Origin of the sequence: Mesorhizobium sp. PAMC28654, from assembly GCF_020616515.1 — a bacterium.
Lineage (GTDB): Bacteria > Pseudomonadota > Alphaproteobacteria > Rhizobiales > Rhizobiaceae > Mesorhizobium.
The window spans coordinates 4,390,611-4,406,259 of record NZ_CP085135.1 but is presented as its reverse complement, the minus strand read 5'-3'; the positions used below and the strand labels follow the sequence as shown (position 1 = coordinate 4,406,259).

Below are 15,649 nucleotides of genomic sequence, written 5' to 3'. Positions count from 1 at the left end.
TACTCCCTGCGCCCGTGGCGCGCCCCGGTCATCGGGGCGCGCCACATCTTCCGAAACTGCCGCCTGGTTCGCCAATCCGAAGTTCGCATTCCCTCGACGAGCGGCACGATTTCGGCTTCACATCCATCACATCAGGGTTCCTGGCCAGCCGATGCAGAATCGTTTCCTGCCCTACCTCCTGACCCTGCCCAGCCTGTTCCTGGCGGCGGTGGTCATCTTCTGGCCGGTCTGGGACCTGATCCAGATTTCGCTTCACGATGTGAACCGCTTCGGTCAGTTGCGTGAGCTCAACGACTTCGGCAATTACCAGGCCTTTCTCGCCGATCCCGACTTCCTCTCGGCGCTGTTGCGCACCGGCCTGTGGACCGTTCTGGTGGTCGGCGGCGCCCTGCTGGTGTCGGTGCCGGTGGCGATGATCCTCAACACCGACTTCTACGGCCGTGGCCTCGCCCGCGTCATCATCATGCTGCCCTGGGCGGTCTCGCTGACCATGACAGCGGTGGTCTGGCGCTGGGCGCTGAACGGCGAAAGCGGCATGCTGAACTCGGCGCTGATGGGGCTGGGCCTCATCCACGAGAACATCCAGTGGCTGGCGCGGGCGGAGACGGCGTTTCCGATGCAGGTGCTGATCGGCATCCTGGTGACGGTGCCGTTCACGACGACCATCTTCCTGGGAGGGCTGTCATCGATCCCCGAGGATCTCTACGAGGCGGCGGCACTCGAAGGCGCGACGCCCGTGCAGCAGTTCCGCGAGATCACCTTCCCGCTGCTGAAGCCGTTCATCAACATCGCCATCGTGCTCAACACGATCTATGTCTTCAACTCCTTCCCGATCATCTGGGTGATGACGCAGGGCGGGCCGGCAAACTCGACGGACATCCTGGTCACCCACCTCTACAAGCTGGCCTTCCGCATCGGCAAGCTGGGTGAAGCATCGGCCGTGTCGCTGGTTATGCTGGCCATATTGCTGGTCTTCACCATGATCTATGTGCGGCTGGCGATGCGGGAGCAACGCGCATGACGAGTAAGCTGAAGCGTACTGTAATTGCGTGGCTGCTGCTGGCGCCGCTGATCGTGGTGACGATCTTTCCCTTCGCCGTGATGTTCCTCACCGCGGTCAAGCCGAGACAGGAAGTGTTGTCGCCGACATGGTGGCCAAGCGAGTTCCGCTGGTCGAACTTTTCCGACATGTGGGTGGCGACAGGCTTTGGCCGGGCGCTGGCCAACTCGCTCTACGTGTCGATCATTGCCACGGTCGGCGCCATCATCATCTCCGTCCCCGCCGCCTATGCCATGTCGCGGTTTCGCTTCGCCGGTTACGGTGCCTTCCGCCAGTTCCTGCTGATCTCGCAGATGATCTCGCCGATCGTGCTGGTGCTCGGCCTGTTCAGGCTGATGGCGGCCTGGGGTCTCGTCGAAAGCACGACCGCGCTTGGCGTCATCTACATGGCTTTCAACGTCGCCTTCACCGTGTGGATGCTGCAGAGCTACTTCGACACCATCCCGCGCGATCTCGAGGAAGCGGCCTGGATGGAAGGCGCCGGCCGCTGGCTGACCTTGCGCAAGGTGTTCCTGCCGCTCTGCCTGCCGGCAATCGCGGTGACCGCCATCTTCACCTTCATCAATGCCTGGAACGAATTCGTCGTGGCGCTCACCATGCTGCGCAGCCAGGAGAGCTATACGCTACCGATCCAGGTGTTTTCGCTGGTCGCAGGCCGCTACACGATCGAATGGCACCACGTCATGGCGGCGACGCTGCTGGCGACCTTGCCGGTGGCGATCCTGTTCATCTGGCTGCAACGCTATCTTGTCCGGGGCCTCGCGCTCGGGGCGGTCAAGTAGTCGAGCCGAACGGAGTTTTGGATGTCACACAAACATGTGTCCGGACCATCGCTTGACCTACTGTCGCCACGGCTAGCGATCTCGTCTAGATGCCGAGCCGCAACGAACACGAACTGACAGAGCGAAGCGGAATTCCCAAAATGCGTATCTTCACCGCCTCGCTGGCGACGGAAACCAACACCTTCTCGCCGGTGCCGACCGACAGGGCGTCATTCGAGATGGCCTTTTATGCCGGTCCCGGCAAACATCCGGAGACGCCAACGCTGTGCTCTTCGCCGATCGTCGCCTTGCGACGGCGCGCGGCAGCCGAAGGCCTCACCGTCATCGAGGGCACCGCCACCTGGGCGGAGCCAGGGGGGCTCGTGCAACGACAAACTTACGAAGCGCTGCGCGACGAGATCCTCGATCAGCTCAAGGCAGCCCTTCCCGTCGACGCGGTGATCCTCGGCCTGCATGGCGCGATGGTGGCGCAGGGCTATGACGATTGCGAAGGCGATCTGCTTGAGCGCGTACGCGACATGGTCGGGCCGGATGTCGTGATCGCCGTGGAACTCGATCCGCACAGCCACCTGACGCCGAAGCGGGTGGCGGCATCGGACATACTCGCCTTCTTTCTTGAGTTTCCGCACACCGATTTCTACGAGCGCGGCGAGCATGTGGTCGAACTCGGCCTTGCCGCGGCGCGCGGCGAGATCAAGCCGGTCATCTCGACCTTCGACTGCCGCATGATCCAGGTGCTGCCGACCAGCCGCGAGCCGATGCGCTCCTTCGTCGACCGCATCAAGGCGCTGCATGGCAAGGACGGCGTGCTGTCGGTCTCCGTCATCCACGGCTTCATGGCGGCAGACGTCGCTGAGATGGGCACGCGCATCCTGGTCGTCACCGACAATGACAAGGCCAAGGGCGATGCGCTGGCGGAACGGCTGGGGCGAGAGCTCTACGAGCTTCGCGAAAAGACGGCGATGACGATGCTCAGCGCCGCCGACGGCATCGATCGGGCGCTTGCCGTGTGTGCTGAAAATCCGGGCAAGCCGGTGGTGATCGCCGACATCTGGGACAATCCCGGTGGTGGAGTTCCCGGTGACGGCACCGTCGTGCTGCGCCAGATGCTGGCGCGCGGCCTGAACAATGTCGGCGTGGCGACGATCTGGGATCCGATCGCCGTGACCTTCGCCCTGGCAGCCGGCGAGGGCGCCGTCATCGACCTGCGTTTTGGCGGCAAGGCCGGCCCGCAGGCCGGCGAGCCGATCGACGCGCGCGTGCGGGTGCTGAAGGCGGTCCCGGAAGGATGGCAGAGTTTTGGGCCGAGCCGCGTGACGCTCGGGCCGACGGCGCTGGTTCGCATCGAAGGCACCGAGGTCGACATCATCCTCAATACCAACCGCACGCAGACCTTCGAGCCGGATATCTTTTCCAATATCGGCGTCGATCCGATGAGCAAGGATATCTTGCTGATCAAGTCGACCAACCATTTCTATGCCGGCTTCGAACCGATCGCCGCCGAGATCATCTATGTCGCGGCGCCGAGTTCGTATCCGAGCGAGCCAGCGGTGACGAATTACACCAAGCTGACGCGGCCGATCTGGCCTCGGGTGGCTGATCCTTGGAAGGTGTGAGGGGCAGAGGTAACGAGGCGGACGTCAGTGCCGCCCCTCACCTGCCTGCCGGCGTTCGTCATTCGAAAAGCCAAGCAATTGGCTTTTCGTCCCCAAGCGGACCATTCCTCAACTCCCCGTATAGTGACAGGGAGAGGGCCGCTGTCATCTATGGTTTCGCCAATCTCCAGCGTTGCAAGAAGGCGCCAGCGTCGCGGCCAGCTACTTTCTCCCCGTTCTACGGGGAGAAATGCCCGGCGGGGCAATGAGAGGCGGCGCCGACTTTGGCGATTGTCTAAACCAGCCCGCGCTTGGCCATCATCGCTTCCGGCGACGGCATCTTGCCGCGAAACGCCGTGTAGAGTTCCTCCGGATCCTTCGACCCACCAGCGGCATAGATGTTCTTGCGCAGCCGCTCGGCCAGCGCCGGGTTGAAGGGGTCGCCGGTTTCCTCGAAGGCGGCGAAGGCATCGGCGTCGAGCACTTCCGACCACATGTAGGAATAGTAGCCGGCCGAATAGCCGTCGCCGGCAAAGACATGGCCGAAATGCGGGGTGCGGTGGCGCATAGCGATGGTGTCGGGCATGTTGAGCGCCTCGAGCGTCTCGGCTTCGAAACGAAGCGGCTCTTCCGGACCATTCGGCCGGGCGTGGTAGGCCATGTCGATCAGCGCCGAGGCGGTGAACTCGACGGTGGCGAAGCCGGCTCCAAAAGTGCGCGTCGCCAGCATCTTGTCGAGCAGCGCCTTCGGCATCGGCTTGCCGGTCTTCACATGCAGCGCGTGCTTTTCCAGCACGGCCGGCACTGTCAGCCAGTGTTCGTAGAGCTGCGAAGGCAGCTCGACGAAATCGCGGCTGACCGAGGTGCCGGCAACCGATGGCCAGGTGACATCGGTCAGCATGCCGTGCAGCGCGTGGCCGAATTCGTGGAACAGTGTCCTTGCCTCATCGACCGACAGCAGCGCCGGCTCGCCGGCCGGCGGCTTGGCGAAGTTCATGATGTTGTAGATCACCGGCGTCGAGCCGTGGCCCAGCTTGTAGCCGGACTGCAGCGCGCTCATCCAGGCGCCGGAACGTTTTGACGGCCGCGCGAAATAGTCGGCAAGGAACAGGCCGCGCTCGCTGCCATCAGCATTTTTCACGACGAACGCGCGCGCGTCCGGGTGCCAGGCGGCAATGCCCTTCTTCTCCTCGAAGGTGATGCCGAACAATCGTGTCGCCACGTCGAAACAGGCATCGATGATGCGGTCGAGCTGCAGATAGGGTTTCAGTTCCGCCTCGTCGAAGGCGAATTTTTCGGCGCGCAGCTTCTCCTGGTAGAAGCGCCAGTCCCAGGCGGCGAACTTTTCGTTGCTGCCGGCTTCGGTCGCGAGCCGCTCCAGCTGCGTCTGGTCGGCGGCTGCCTTCTCCAGCGCCTTTTCCCACACGGGATCGAGCAACGCATGCACCGCCTTCGGCGTCTTGGCCATGGTGTCGTCGAGCTTCAGCGCGGCGAAGGACGCGTAGCCCAGCAGCTTCGCCTTCTCGGCGCGCAGTCTCAGCATGTCGCGCACCACAACAGTGTTGTCGGTGGCGCCGCCATTCTGGCCGCGCATGGTGAAGGCGCGGAACACAATCTCGCGCAGGTCGCGGCGCTCGGAGAAGGTCGAGAACGGCTCATAGATCGAACGCGACAGGGTGACGGCGTAACGCCCCTTCTGGCCGCGCATCTCGGCGGCTTCCGCCATGGAACTCTTCAGGAAATCCGGCAGGCCGACGAGGTCGGCCTCGTCGAGGAACAGCGCCCAGTCGCGCTCGTCGGCAAGCACGTTCTGGCCGAAATTCGTGCCGAGCGAAGACAGGTCCTCGCTGATCTTGGCCAGCCGCTTCTTGCCTTCGGCGTCAAGCTTCGCGCCGGATCTGACGAAGCCCTTCCAGGTTTTTTCCAGCACTCGCAGCGTCTCGGCATCGAGCTTCAGGGTTTCGCGGCGCTGATACAGATCGTCGATGCGGGCAAACAGCTTTTCGTTCATCGAGATCGCGGAGAAATGCCTGGACATCTTCGGCGAAATGTCGCGCTCCATCGCCTGGATCGCCTCATTGGTGTGGGCGCCGGCGCGGCACCAGAAGATCGACGAGACATGGTCGAGGGCCTCGCCGCCAAGTTCCAGCGCTTCGAGCGTGTTTTCGATTGTCGGCGCCTCGGCATTGCCGGCGATCGCCTCGATCTCGGCCTCATGCGCCTTCAGCGCCGCGTCGAAGACATCAGCAAAATCACCGTCACCAATGCTGGCGAAATCGGGCAGGCCGAGCGGCCCCTGCCACGCGGTCAAAGGATGGGCGGCAAGGTCGAGCGTCTTCGTGGAGGGCATGAACAGACTTTCGCTTATTGGCGGCGAGGGGAGGTGGTGTCGTCACCGATGTAGGGCGCGGGCTTGCGGCGCGCAACATCGCGGCCGATCATGACTTCGTCAGTAGCCGTCGCAGGTCTCGGAGATCGCCGCCTGCGAGCTGGCGGTGATGCGATTGTCGGTCACCGCGAACGTCTCCTGCATCAGCATGTCATTGTTGGGGAAGTCGTAGCAGGCAATGACCGTGGTGACGCCACCCTCGGACCTGGCTATGCGGTGCCGGATCGCGGCGCCCGAGACGGCGCCTTGCCAGTCGTCCATGGAGGCGATGAATTCCTGCTTGCTTTGCACGACGCCCAGGTCATCGAGTTTTATGCGGACGTCGTCGGACAGCAGATCCGAGATTTCGGTGCGGTCGGCAACCAGCAAGGCCGCGTACCAGCGGCCGATCAGCGCGCTGTCGTCAGCAAGGGCAGTTGTCAGCAAAAACACAAGCGCTGTCACGGACAAAGCGTACGCACGCCAATTTCGCATCATGCTCACCCCTGGAGCTTGTCCTGCACCGATGGAGCCAGAATGGAGCTCCGTCCTGAGCATCCTAGCACGATCCGGCCTGGAATCGTCTCCCGCTTTCTTGGGTGCCAAACTCCAGTTCAGAATCCGCCCTATGCCATCTCCGGGCGCTCGAAATCGCCGGTCTCCTTGTTCATCACCCAAAGCTCGCCGGTCGAGATGTCGAACCAGGCGCCGTGCAGCGACAGCCGCCCCTTGCCTTCGAGGATCGACACGCACGGAAAGGTCCTGAGATTGGCGATCGAATAGCGGATCGAGATGCGCTCAAGTGCGGTCTGGCGTTCGGTCGCCGTCATGAAGGTGCTGGACGAGACCGTTTCGGCCGCCGGCGCGATCAGGCTCATCCACTTGCCGATGAAATCGCCGGACGACAAAGGGGCGGAGGTGGTGTCGAGCGCGGCTCGGATGCCGCCGCAGCGGCCATGGCCCATGACGACGATGTTCTTGACCTTGAGGCTCTGCACGGCGAATTCGAGCGCGGCCGACGTCGAATGGAACTCGCCATCCGGCGCGTAGGGCGGCACGAGGTTGCCGACATTGCGCAGCACGAAGAGCTCACCCGGTCCGGCGTCGAAGATCGCCTCGGGGGCCGCGCGCGAATCGCAGCAGGCGACGATCATGGTTTCCGGAGACTGGCCCTCGCGGGCGAGTTCGCGATAGCGCCCGCTCTCGGTGAGATAGCGGCCGTTCATGAAATTGCGGTAGCCGGTGATGAGATGGTCGGGAAGATGGGGCATGGGCGGCTAAGGCCTTTCCGGGTTGGAGGCGGCAGCTCGTTGCGGTCGAAAAAGGCTCTAACGGTAAAAGCCTGTTACGAGCAATGCAGAATTGCGGGGGCCGACCATAAATGCCATGCGCCAATGCGTGACGTCCGCCGACACTGTCACGCCCAGATGGCGATCGGTATGCCAAAACGGTCGGTGAGCGGCGGGTTGGGAAATGGCGTGGCCTTGCCGCTGGCGATGCGGCCGGCGATCAGCATCATTGCCGCGGCATCGAGGAAATCGTCGGCCGCCGCACCACGCGGCGGTGCCTGATCGAGAAAGGCACGGTTGTAGCCATGCCGACAGAGCAGCGCCTTGCGCTCCGCCATTCCGGCCGGATTGATGGCGCCCTTGATCTTCTTGGGCAGTCGCATGGCCTGATCTCCGTTCAGCCGGCAGAAGGCGACCTCTGGATGGGATTCGAAGACGCGGCCACGCAATTCGGGCCGCGCGATCAGCAATGCGTCGATCTCGCGGATCTTGGAAAAGATGCCGAACGCCTGGATCGAAACGCCGCGTGGCGGATCGGATGTGGCCTTCGCCACGTCGCTCGCCTTGCGATGGGCTGAATACCAGGCGTCGATCGTGGTGAAGCCGTCGGTGTCGGCGTGGACGGCGGCGCGTGAGGGGATGGAGAAGACGCTGGATTGGCGTTGTCCAAGCAGTGGCCGCACCAGCACTTCCGGTCCGCGCCCGCCTCTTTGCGAGAACTCCGGCAGGCCGATCGGCATGTCGACGGCGACGACCGCATCGTCGGGAAGTGCCGCAAGCAGGGCGGCGAAGGATGCGATGACCTCGACTGAGAGTGCGTCATCCTCATGCTTGACGGCGATCCAGCCGGCCTTGCAGCCGTCGACGCCGACAAGCACGCTGCTTTGGGCTGTCACGCCCGGCGGTCCCGCCCCGGATGCGTGAGGTGGCGAAGCTGCACCATCGCCATCGGGTGCGACAGGCTCTGTGCGTCGGTTTCAAGCTGCAATTCGTCACCGCCGCGCTTGGCCGTGCGCGCCAGGATCTCGTAGACCGCGGCCGTCGTCGACTGCAGCGCCTTGACCGCCGGCTGGCCGGACAGGGTGCGGGCCAGGTAGACGGCCGCCGTCAGGTCGCCCAGTCCATTCGGCGGCTTGTCGATCAGGCGGTGTTCGGCCAGCAGCGCCTGGCTGCCGTTGAGCAGCAAATTGCCGGTGCCGCCCGTCATCATCGACGGCGCCGAGGTGACCAGCATGGTCGACGGCCCGGCGTGCAGCGCGGCCGCGATCGTCGACTTCATGTCGGGCAGCGGCGCGCCCGCCATCCATTCAAGCTCGAAACGGTTGGGCGTGGCGATATCGGCGATCGGCATCAGCCGGTCGCGCATGGCGGCGGCTGTCGGTTCCGGCACATAAAGCCCGCCCTTGTCGCCCATCACCGGGTCGCAGATGTAGACAGCGCCGGGCGTCTTCGCCTTGACCGCGGCAACCAGCGAGGCGACCGCCTCGGCCTGGCCGGCTTCGCCGAGATAGCCCGACAGCACGGCGCCAACCTCTCCCAGCCACGGCGCGCGCTCGAGATCGGCCATCATCGCCTTGAACTGGTCGAGCGGCGGCACGATGCGCGTTGCCCGGCCGTGGCCCGGATGCCAAGGCAGGATGACGGTCGGCACCGCCCATACGGGGAAGCCCAGCGTTTCCAGTGCGAAGACAGCGGCTCGATTGCCGACCGAACCACGCACGACATGACTGGAGATGACGATGACCGCGCGCGGCGCGTCGGTTTGTTCGGCGCTCATTATGTTCCTTGTCTGCTAACTGCCCCGGATGATGAAGAGCACGAGCCAGATCATCAGGCCAATGGCCAGAAGAAGGCCGAGTGCCCGGCCAACGCGGGTCCCCCAATATTCGATCGGATCCGAGCGGTCGGCGTCAGCCGCGGTGACGTGATCGTGCGCGTCCTTCACGGCCCGCGCCACGAACGACGTGCCCGCCGGATCGGTCTCGCGCGCAATGCGCTCGAGGATCCGGCGCGATTCGTCGTCGCTGTCCTGGCGTCCCGCCATGGTGATGTCCCGTTTGCAATGACCTTAGCGTGTTCGACCAGTCAATCACAGGGGCTGTGCGCCGGATGGCGCCGGGCCCGGAAATGCTTTCCGGCCGGGGTCATTTTCTTGCGCGCGGATTGTGCTAATGCTTCGCCTACAACTTTATTGCCGATTTCTTGCCGAGGGATCCGATCATGTTTGCCCAGCGCCTTTCCTCACCGTCCAGGCTCCGCGCCTTGCCCGCCTTTGTGATGCTGGCCATCGTGCTGCCGTTGCTGGCCGGTTGCGGCTTCAACACCATCCCGACCGCCGAGGAAAACGCCAAGGCAGCGTGGAGCGAGGTGCTGAACCAGTATCAGCGCCGCGCCGACCTGATCCCAAACCTGGTCGAGACGGTGAAGGGTTACGCCACGCACGAGAAGGACACGCTTGATGCCGTGGTGGAAGCCCGCGCCAAGGCGACGCAGATAACGGTGACGCCGGAAACGCTGAACGACCCGGCAGCTCTCAAGAAGTTCCAGGATGCCCAGGCGGGGCTGACGAGCGCGTTGTCGCGGTTGATCGCGGTCTCGGAGGCCTATCCGGATCTCAAGGCCAACCAGAACTTCCTGGCGCTGCAGGCGCAATTGGAAGGCACCGAGAACCGCATCGCGGTCGCCCGCCGCGATTACATCCAGGCGGTGAAGGATTACAATCTGACGCTGCGGACATTCCCCTCGGTGATATGGGCAAGCTTGTGGTTCCGCAGCAACCAGCCATTCGCGAACTTCACCATCGACGAAGACAAGCTGCAGGTGCCGAAGGTCGACTTCGGAACGACAACAACAAAGCAGGGCGGCTGATATCCAGGGCCGATTGCCGTGATATCCCAAGTTGACAAGGGCTGGTACCGGGTTCGCATTGTCGCGTTCGCGCTCCTCATCGCTCTGCTTCCGCTCAAGCTCTTGGCCGCCGAGCTGCCGGCGCTGACGGGGCGGGTGATCGACAATGCCGGCATCATCGATGCCGCGACCAAGGCGGCGCTCACCCAGAAGCTCGCGGATTTCGAGACCAAGGGTTCGGATCAGATCGTCGTCGCCACGATCAACAGCCTCGACGGCGAGGAGATCGAACCCTACGCCAACCGGCTGTACCGCGCGTGGAAGCTTGGGCAAGCGAAGGAAAACAACGGCGTCCTGCTGCTGGTGGCCAAGAACGACCACAAGATGCGCATCGAGGTCGGCTATGGCCTCGAAGGCACGCTGACCGACCTGCATACAAAACTGATCATCGAAAACGACATGGTGCCGGCCTTCCGTGCCGGCGATTTCTCCGGCGGCATCAACAAGGCCGTCGATGACATGATCATGGTGCTGAACGGCAATCCCGAAGAGCTCGAGGCGCGCGGCGCCCGCAACCAGCAAGCGCCGGTCAACACGGACAATCTGTTTTTCGCCGTCTTTATCGGTATCTGGGTGCTCATCTTCTTCGGCGGCCTGGCCGCCTCGGTGCTGCCGCCAATCTTCGGCCAGAAGCTCGGCCCTGGCCGCTATCGCTGGCTCGGCATGACGTTCCAACCTGGACATTCATCCGGTGGCTGGTCGTCGGGAAGTTCCGGTGGCGGCTGGTCGTCCGGCGGCGGTGGCGGCGGCTTCTCCGGCGGCGGTGGGTCGTCCGGCGGCGGCGGTTCCTCGGGAAGCTGGTGAGATCATGGCGACACGACCGATCAGCCCGCAGGATCATGACCGCATCGCCGCCGCGATCCGCGCCGCCGAGGCCAATACCGACGGCGAGATCTACTGCGTCGTGGCACACGCCAGCGACGATTACTTCTATCCGGCTGCCTTCATGGCGACGCTCGGCATGCTGATCGTCAGCCTCGCCGTCGCCTATGGGCTGGAGGCCTGGTGGCTGTCGCTGCGCCTGCCGCATTTCGTGCTCGCCCAGCTTCTGGCGCTGGGCAGCGTGGTGGTGCTCTTGTGGGTGGCGCCGGGATTGCGCATCCATCTGGTGCCGAGGCGGCTGCGCTACAAGGCGGCGCACGCCAATGCGGTAAAACAGTTCCTCGGCCGCAATGTCCATCGTACCGCCGCGCGCACCGGCGTGCTGGTGTTCGTCTCGATCGCCGAACGCTATGCCGAAGTGGTCGCCGACAGCGGCATCGACGGCCGTGTTGGCCAGCATGTCTGGGACGGCGCCGTGCGCGACCTGACCGCGCATGCCGGCGACGACCGTCTCGCCGATGGTTTCATCAAGACCATCGAATCCGTCGGGGCGGTGCTGGCCGAGCATTTCCCGGTTACCCCCGGAGACATCAACGAACTGGACGACCACCTGGTCGAAATCTAGGCCACTCCAACTAGCCAAGGCGCGGTCCTGCAGGGGCGAAAGATGGCCTGTGCGAAAGCGCGGCTAGGGCCGACGCGGACTCTTGCAATCGGTTGATGCGGGTTTATGGTTAACCAATCATGAACACGTTGACGATCGACATCAGGAAAGCCGAGCCGCGCGATGCGCAAGACATCGCCGACGTGCACCAGCAGGCTTGGCAAGGCGCCTATTCCGGCATCATCCCTCATAAGACGCTGACCTCGATGATCAACCGTCGCGGCGCCGACTGGTGGGCGAATGCGATTCGTCGCGCCGCCACCGTGCTGGTCGTCGAGATTGGCGGCAAGATCGCCGGCTATGCCACGATCGGCAAGAATCGTGCTCGTGAACTGAGGCAGCAGGGCGAGATCTACGAGCTTTACATGCGTCCGGAATACCAGGGCATCGGGCTTGGCAGCCGTTTGTTCGCCGCGGCGAGGGCACGGCTTGCCGACCACGGGTTCAAGGGCATGGTGGTGTGGGCGCTGGAGGACAACCAGAACGCACTCGCCTTCTATGCTGGCGCGGGTGGCCGCGATGTCGCCGAGGGCGTCGAGGTCTTCGAACAGAGAGCGCTGAAGAAAGTCGCCTTCGTCTGGGAATGAGCGCTTTACGGATGGTCCCGGAAACCGGAGCCGGTCCGCGGGACGCATCCAACACGAAATCACGACGCTGAAACATCTTGTGCTGATGATTGAACGCGCCGGGTGACATCGTGTCTCGCCTGACGCCGGCGAACACCATTCGCCGCATTGCGCCATTCCGCGCCGCCCGCTATCGGTCTCCCATCGAAAGAGGGACAACGCCATGCGCATCGAAGCCATAGCCACTGGAAAGAATCCACCCGAGGACGTCAACGTCATCATCGAGGTGCCGATCGGCGGCGAGCCGATCAAGTACGAGATGGACAAGGAAGCCGGCACGCTGTTCGTGGACCGCTTCCTGCACACGTCCATGCGGTATCCCGGCAATTACGGCTTCGTGCCGCACACGCTGTCGGGCGACGGCGACCCGATCGACGTGCTGGTCTGCAACACGCGCGCACTGGTGCCGGGCTGCGTCATCAATGTACGGCCGATCGGCGTGCTGATCATGGAAGACAATGCCGGCCAGGATGAAAAGATCATCGCCGTGCCGTCGCCCAAGCTGACGCTGCGCTACGAGAACGTCACCGAGTACACGCAGTTGCCTGAGATCACGCGCGACCAGGTGCAGCACTTCTTCGAGCACTACAAGGACCTCGAACCCGGCAAATGGGTCAAGATCGAAGGCTGGCACGATTCCGCTCATGCCAAGAGGATGATCGTCGAGGCGATCGAGCGGGCAAAGAAGAGCAAGTAGGCGACGATCGGAGCGCGCGAACTGTTGCGAACGTAGCGCCGCCCCTCATCCGCCTGGCGCCGATTCCTGCGCCCATTCTGCAACGCTGACAATTGGCGAAACCATTGACGACGGCTTCTTTCTCCCCGTTCTACGGGGAGAAATGCCCGGTAGGGCAATGAGGGGCGGCACGGACCAAGCATGTCTCACGAAAGTGCTGCGTGAGGTCGTTTTGACGGCTTTCAGTTATCCACCCGGCCGAAAGCCGGCACGTTGCCGATGACGGTGTGGTGGTCCTTGCCGCAGGCGAATGTCCGCGCCTTTTCATCGGCAAGCTTGCGCGCCTGGTCGTTGGCGTCGGGATTGCCGGTGGCCAGCACCAGGCCGATGGTGCAACCGTCGCGAGCCTCCATCTGGCCGACCTTGGCGACAATCAGGATTTCGGTTTTCTTATCGGCGTTTTCAGGATCGCTGACAGAGCGGCGATGGATGGCGGCGAAGGGCACGACGGTCTCGCCGGTCGTTTCGATACGCCATTCGACCTTGGGTCCCGCCGAATTGAAGCCGGAAAAGCTCTCCCACACCGAGGTCATATCGCTGGGCGAAAAGCCGTAGAACAGCGATTCCCTGTTGTCGTCATAGGCGATGAGCACGGGATAGCCGCGATAGCCGGAGCAGGCGAGATCGGCCCAGTCGCCGTCGCCCTGTCCGGACTGCGCATAGGTAACGCAGTCTTTCTTCCAGTCGAGATCGGTGTAGACGCTGGAGATATCGCCCGCGCGGGCCGCTTGGCATAAGCCAGCGAGAATAAGCGGGATCAGCAGCGCACGCATGGCGGACAACTCCGTTTCGAGCCGCCGCAGCGTATCGCCAAACGCTATTTCTTCAAGCTCGCTTCGATCAGCAGGTCGGCGTTGCGGGCAACCGATTGCGCAGGGCCGCCGAGGCCAAACAACTGGCCGCTGATATAGGCGCCCTCGATCAACAGCAGCAGACCGTCCCCCAGCGTGTCGGGGTCGCCGGCGCCCATCGCCGTCGCCATGGCGCGCAGGCGGCGCCGCAGTTCCTGCTTGTTGGCCTCGCTGACGACGCGGGCCGGATGGCCATGTTCTGGATATTCGACCGCCGCGTTGGTCATGCCGCAGCCGCGATATTGCGGCATCTGCGTACGCTTGCCGACGCGGGTCAGGAAAGCGATGATCTGCGCGCGGGGGTTACCCGGATGGGCGTCCACCGCCTCGTCGAAACGGTCCCAGAATTCGAGATCGTACCGCCTGAGATAGGAGGCGGCCAATTCGTCCTTCGACGGGAAGCTGCGATAGAGGCTGGGCTTGGTGACGCCGGCGCGCCTCACGATCTCGTCGACGCCGATCGCCCTGATGCCCTCCCGGTAGAACAGGTCACGCGCCACGTCGAGGATCTTTTCGCCAGCCTTCAGCGGGGCCGATCCGTGATCATCCTTGATGGATGGTTCAATATTTTTGTCCGATGTCATCCGGGGACTCGCTTGACAGTGTTACCGATCGGTACGTATACGTAAAGTCAACTGCAACGTACCGGTCAGTAACATGATAGCTCAGTCCCGCCCCTTTGGCCAGCGCTACGCCTTCGTTGTGGTCGCCGTCATATTCCTTTGCCTGCTCATCGCGGCAGGGCTTCGGTCGGCGCCCGCCGTCATGATGCTGCCGCTGGAGAACAGTTTTGGCTGGCGCCGTGATGTCGTCTCCCTTGCCGCTGGCATCGGCATCCTGCTCTATGGCCTGACGGGACCATTCGCCGCGGCCCTGATGGAACGCATCGGCCTGCGTCGCACGCTGCTTGCATCGCTGGTTGTCATGTCGGCCTCGACGGCGCTCAGCCTGCTGATGACCAAGCCCTGGCATCTGTTCATCACCTGGGGCGTCTTCTCGGGTATCGGTTCCGGGGCGGTCGCCAGTGTGCTTGGCGCCACCATCGTCAATCGCTGGTTCAAGACCAATCGCGGCCTGGTCATGGGGCTGATGTCAGCCTCCAGCGCCACCGGTCTCCTGGTGTTCCTGCCGCTGCTCGCGGCACTGGCGCAGTCGGGCGGATGGAAGCCGGTTGCCGTCGCCGTGGCAGTCGCGACCGCCTGTCTCATACCGCTGGTCTGGCTGCTGGTGCCGGAACGGCCCGCCGCCATCGGCATGGTGCGCTTTGGCGCCGAACTCGACGACGTGCCGCCGACGCCGCCGGCATCGCAAGGCAATTTCCTCGCGCACACGCTCTCGACGCTGCGCCGGGCAGCCGGCACACGGGTGTTCTGGTACCTGTTCGCCACCTTCTTCGTCTGCGGCTTCACCACCAACGGTCTGGTTGGCACGCACCTGATCGCCTTCTGCGGCGACATGGGCATCGGCGAGGTGCAAGCCGCCGGCCTGCTGTCGATGATGGGCATTTTCGACCTGATCGGCACGACGCTGTCGGGCTGGCTCACCGATCGGTTCGATCCGCGCAAGCTGCTCGGATTCTACTATGCGGTGCGGGGCCTGTCGCTGATCTACCTGCCCTATTCCGGTTTCTCGGCGGTCAGCCTGATCATCTTCGCCGTGCTCTATGGGCTTGACTGGATCGCCACCGTGCCGCCGACGCTCAGGCTCGCCAACGAGGCATTCGGCGACCGCAGCGGTCCTATCGTGTTCGGCTGGATCGTGGCCGGCCATCAGATCGGTGCGGCTTCCGCGGCCGCCTTCGGTGGCACGATGCGCGAACTGCAGGGCAATTACCAGCTTGCCTTCCTCATTGCCGGCATGACGGCAATAGCCGCCGCCTGCATTTCGCTGCTGATCAACACCAGCCGCCCGGCCTTCGATCCTGAACCGCAGGCAGCCTGAGGCGAGGG

General features: G+C 63.7%; 17 protein-coding genes. 9 read left to right on the top strand and 8 right to left on the bottom strand.

All coding sequences use genetic code 11. The annotated features are described in order from the left end of the window. Positions 1-151 precede the first annotated feature (151 nt). The 3 genes from LGH82_RS21545 (at position 152) to LGH82_RS21535 (ending at position 3,458) form a co-directional block, all read left to right on the top strand. Positions 152-1,021, top strand: coding sequence for a carbohydrate ABC transporter permease (locus LGH82_RS21545; protein ID WP_227344657.1), 870 nt, complete (start codon positions 152-154; stop codon positions 1,019-1,021). Then, entirely contained in the window at positions 1,018-1,842 is an 825-nt protein-coding gene (locus LGH82_RS21540; protein WP_227344656.1) for a carbohydrate ABC transporter permease, read from the top strand. The genes LGH82_RS21545 and LGH82_RS21540 overlap by 4 nt, the downstream gene beginning before the upstream one ends. Before the next feature lie 140 nt (positions 1,843-1,982). After that, entirely contained in the window at positions 1,983-3,458 is a 1,476-nt protein-coding gene (locus tag LGH82_RS21535) for a M81 family metallopeptidase (protein WP_227344655.1), read from the top strand. 274 nt (positions 3,459-3,732) lie between these two features. Here LGH82_RS21535 and LGH82_RS21530 read toward each other — a convergent pair whose 3' ends face one another. The 6 genes from LGH82_RS21530 to LGH82_RS21505 form a co-directional block, all read right to left on the bottom strand. After that, positions 3,733-5,787, bottom strand: coding sequence for a M3 family metallopeptidase (locus LGH82_RS21530; RefSeq protein WP_227344654.1), 2,055 nt, complete (start codon positions 5,785-5,787; stop codon positions 3,733-3,735). A gap of 99 nt (positions 5,788-5,886) precedes the next feature. Then, entirely contained in the window at positions 5,887-6,300 is a 414-nt protein-coding gene (locus LGH82_RS21525) for a nuclear transport factor 2 family protein (protein ID WP_227349655.1), read from the bottom strand. 131 nt (positions 6,301-6,431) lie between these two features. Further along, a complete protein-coding gene (locus LGH82_RS21520) occupies positions 6,432-7,076 on the bottom strand; it encodes a carbonic anhydrase (RefSeq protein WP_227344653.1) in 645 nt (214 codons plus the stop codon). Positions 7,077-7,222: 146 nt separating this feature from the next. After that, a complete protein-coding gene (locus LGH82_RS21515) occupies positions 7,223-7,990 on the bottom strand; it encodes a DUF429 domain-containing protein (RefSeq protein ID WP_227344652.1) in 768 nt (255 codons plus the stop codon). Continuing rightward, on the bottom strand, positions 7,987-8,871 hold the full coding sequence (pdxY, locus tag LGH82_RS21510) for a pyridoxal kinase PdxY (RefSeq protein ID WP_227344651.1): 885 nt from the start codon (positions 8,869-8,871) through the stop codon (positions 7,987-7,989). Before pdxY ends, LGH82_RS21515 begins: the two co-directional genes overlap by 4 nt. Before the next feature lie 15 nt (positions 8,872-8,886). Next, positions 8,887-9,138, bottom strand: coding sequence for a hypothetical protein (locus LGH82_RS21505; RefSeq protein ID WP_227344650.1), 252 nt, complete (start codon positions 9,136-9,138; stop codon positions 8,887-8,889). A 176-nt stretch (positions 9,139-9,314) separates the two neighbouring features. Between LGH82_RS21505 and LGH82_RS21500 the strand changes: the two genes are divergently transcribed. From LGH82_RS21500 to ppa, 5 genes are all read left to right on the top strand, one after another. Continuing rightward, entirely contained in the window at positions 9,315-9,962 is a 648-nt protein-coding gene (locus LGH82_RS21500) for a LemA family protein (RefSeq protein WP_227344649.1), read from the top strand. An 18-nt stretch (positions 9,963-9,980) separates the two neighbouring features. Then, a complete protein-coding gene (locus LGH82_RS21495; protein ID WP_413771376.1) occupies positions 9,981-10,805 on the top strand; it encodes a TPM domain-containing protein in 825 nt (274 codons plus the stop codon). 4 nt (positions 10,806-10,809) lie between these two features. Further along, entirely contained in the window at positions 10,810-11,448 is a 639-nt protein-coding gene (locus LGH82_RS21490) for a TPM domain-containing protein (protein WP_227344648.1), read from the top strand. Positions 11,449-11,567: 119 nt separating this feature from the next. Next, entirely contained in the window at positions 11,568-12,074 is a 507-nt protein-coding gene (locus LGH82_RS21485; RefSeq protein ID WP_227344647.1) for a GNAT family N-acetyltransferase, read from the top strand. Between the two features lie 202 nt (positions 12,075-12,276). After that, entirely contained in the window at positions 12,277-12,810 is a 534-nt protein-coding gene (gene ppa, locus LGH82_RS21480) for an inorganic diphosphatase (RefSeq protein WP_227344646.1), read from the top strand. A 221-nt stretch (positions 12,811-13,031) separates the two neighbouring features. Here the strand turns inward: ppa and LGH82_RS21475 are convergent, their stop codons facing one another. Beyond that, entirely contained in the window at positions 13,032-13,622 is a 591-nt protein-coding gene (locus LGH82_RS21475) for a hypothetical protein (protein ID WP_227344645.1), read from the bottom strand. Between the two features lie 44 nt (positions 13,623-13,666). Beyond that, the gene (locus LGH82_RS21470; protein WP_227344644.1) at positions 13,667-14,284 is read right to left on the bottom strand and encodes a TetR/AcrR family transcriptional regulator; all 618 of its coding nucleotides are present in this window, start codon (positions 14,282-14,284) and stop codon (positions 13,667-13,669) included. A 73-nt stretch (positions 14,285-14,357) separates the two neighbouring features. Between LGH82_RS21470 and LGH82_RS21465 the strand changes: the two genes are divergently transcribed. Continuing rightward, positions 14,358-15,641: an MFS transporter gene (locus tag LGH82_RS21465; RefSeq protein ID WP_227344643.1), complete on the top strand. Its 1,284-nt coding sequence runs from the start codon at positions 14,358-14,360 to the stop codon at positions 15,639-15,641. The last annotated feature ends 8 nt before the right edge of the window (positions 15,642-15,649 follow it).

Bases quoted from the DNA above. Each gene is read 5' to 3' on its own strand.
- LGH82_RS21545 (WP_227344657.1), top strand. From the start codon at position 152: ATGCAGAATCGTTTCCTGCCCTACCTCCTGACCCTGCCCAGCCTGTTC.
- LGH82_RS21540 (WP_227344656.1), top strand. From the start codon at position 1,018: ATGACGAGTAAGCTGAAGCGTACTGTAATTGCGTGGCTGCTGCTGGCG.
- LGH82_RS21535 (WP_227344655.1), top strand. From the start codon at position 1,983: ATGCGTATCTTCACCGCCTCGCTGGCGACGGAAACCAACACCTTCTCG.
- LGH82_RS21530 (WP_227344654.1), bottom strand. From the start codon at position 5,787: ATGCCCTCCACGAAGACGCTCGACCTTGCCGCCCATCCTTTGACCGCG.
- LGH82_RS21525 (WP_227349655.1), bottom strand. From the start codon at position 6,300: ATGCGAAATTGGCGTGCGTACGCTTTGTCCGTGACAGCGCTTGTGTTT.
- LGH82_RS21520 (WP_227344653.1), bottom strand. From the start codon at position 7,076: ATGCCCCATCTTCCCGACCATCTCATCACCGGCTACCGCAATTTCATG.
- pdxY (WP_227344651.1), bottom strand. From the start codon at position 8,871: ATGAGCGCCGAACAAACCGACGCGCCGCGCGCGGTCATCGTCATCTCC.
- LGH82_RS21505 (WP_227344650.1), bottom strand. From the start codon at position 9,138: ATGGCGGGACGCCAGGACAGCGACGACGAATCGCGCCGGATCCTCGAG.
- LGH82_RS21500 (WP_227344649.1), top strand. From the start codon at position 9,315: ATGTTTGCCCAGCGCCTTTCCTCACCGTCCAGGCTCCGCGCCTTGCCC.
- LGH82_RS21490 (WP_227344648.1), top strand. From the start codon at position 10,810: ATGGCGACACGACCGATCAGCCCGCAGGATCATGACCGCATCGCCGCC.
- LGH82_RS21485 (WP_227344647.1), top strand. From the start codon at position 11,568: ATGAACACGTTGACGATCGACATCAGGAAAGCCGAGCCGCGCGATGCG.
- ppa (WP_227344646.1), top strand. From the start codon at position 12,277: ATGCGCATCGAAGCCATAGCCACTGGAAAGAATCCACCCGAGGACGTC.
- LGH82_RS21475 (WP_227344645.1), bottom strand. From the start codon at position 13,622: ATGCGTGCGCTGCTGATCCCGCTTATTCTCGCTGGCTTATGCCAAGCG.
- LGH82_RS21470 (WP_227344644.1), bottom strand. From the start codon at position 14,284: ATGACATCGGACAAAAATATTGAACCATCCATCAAGGATGATCACGGA.
- LGH82_RS21465 (WP_227344643.1), top strand. From the start codon at position 14,358: ATGATAGCTCAGTCCCGCCCCTTTGGCCAGCGCTACGCCTTCGTTGTG.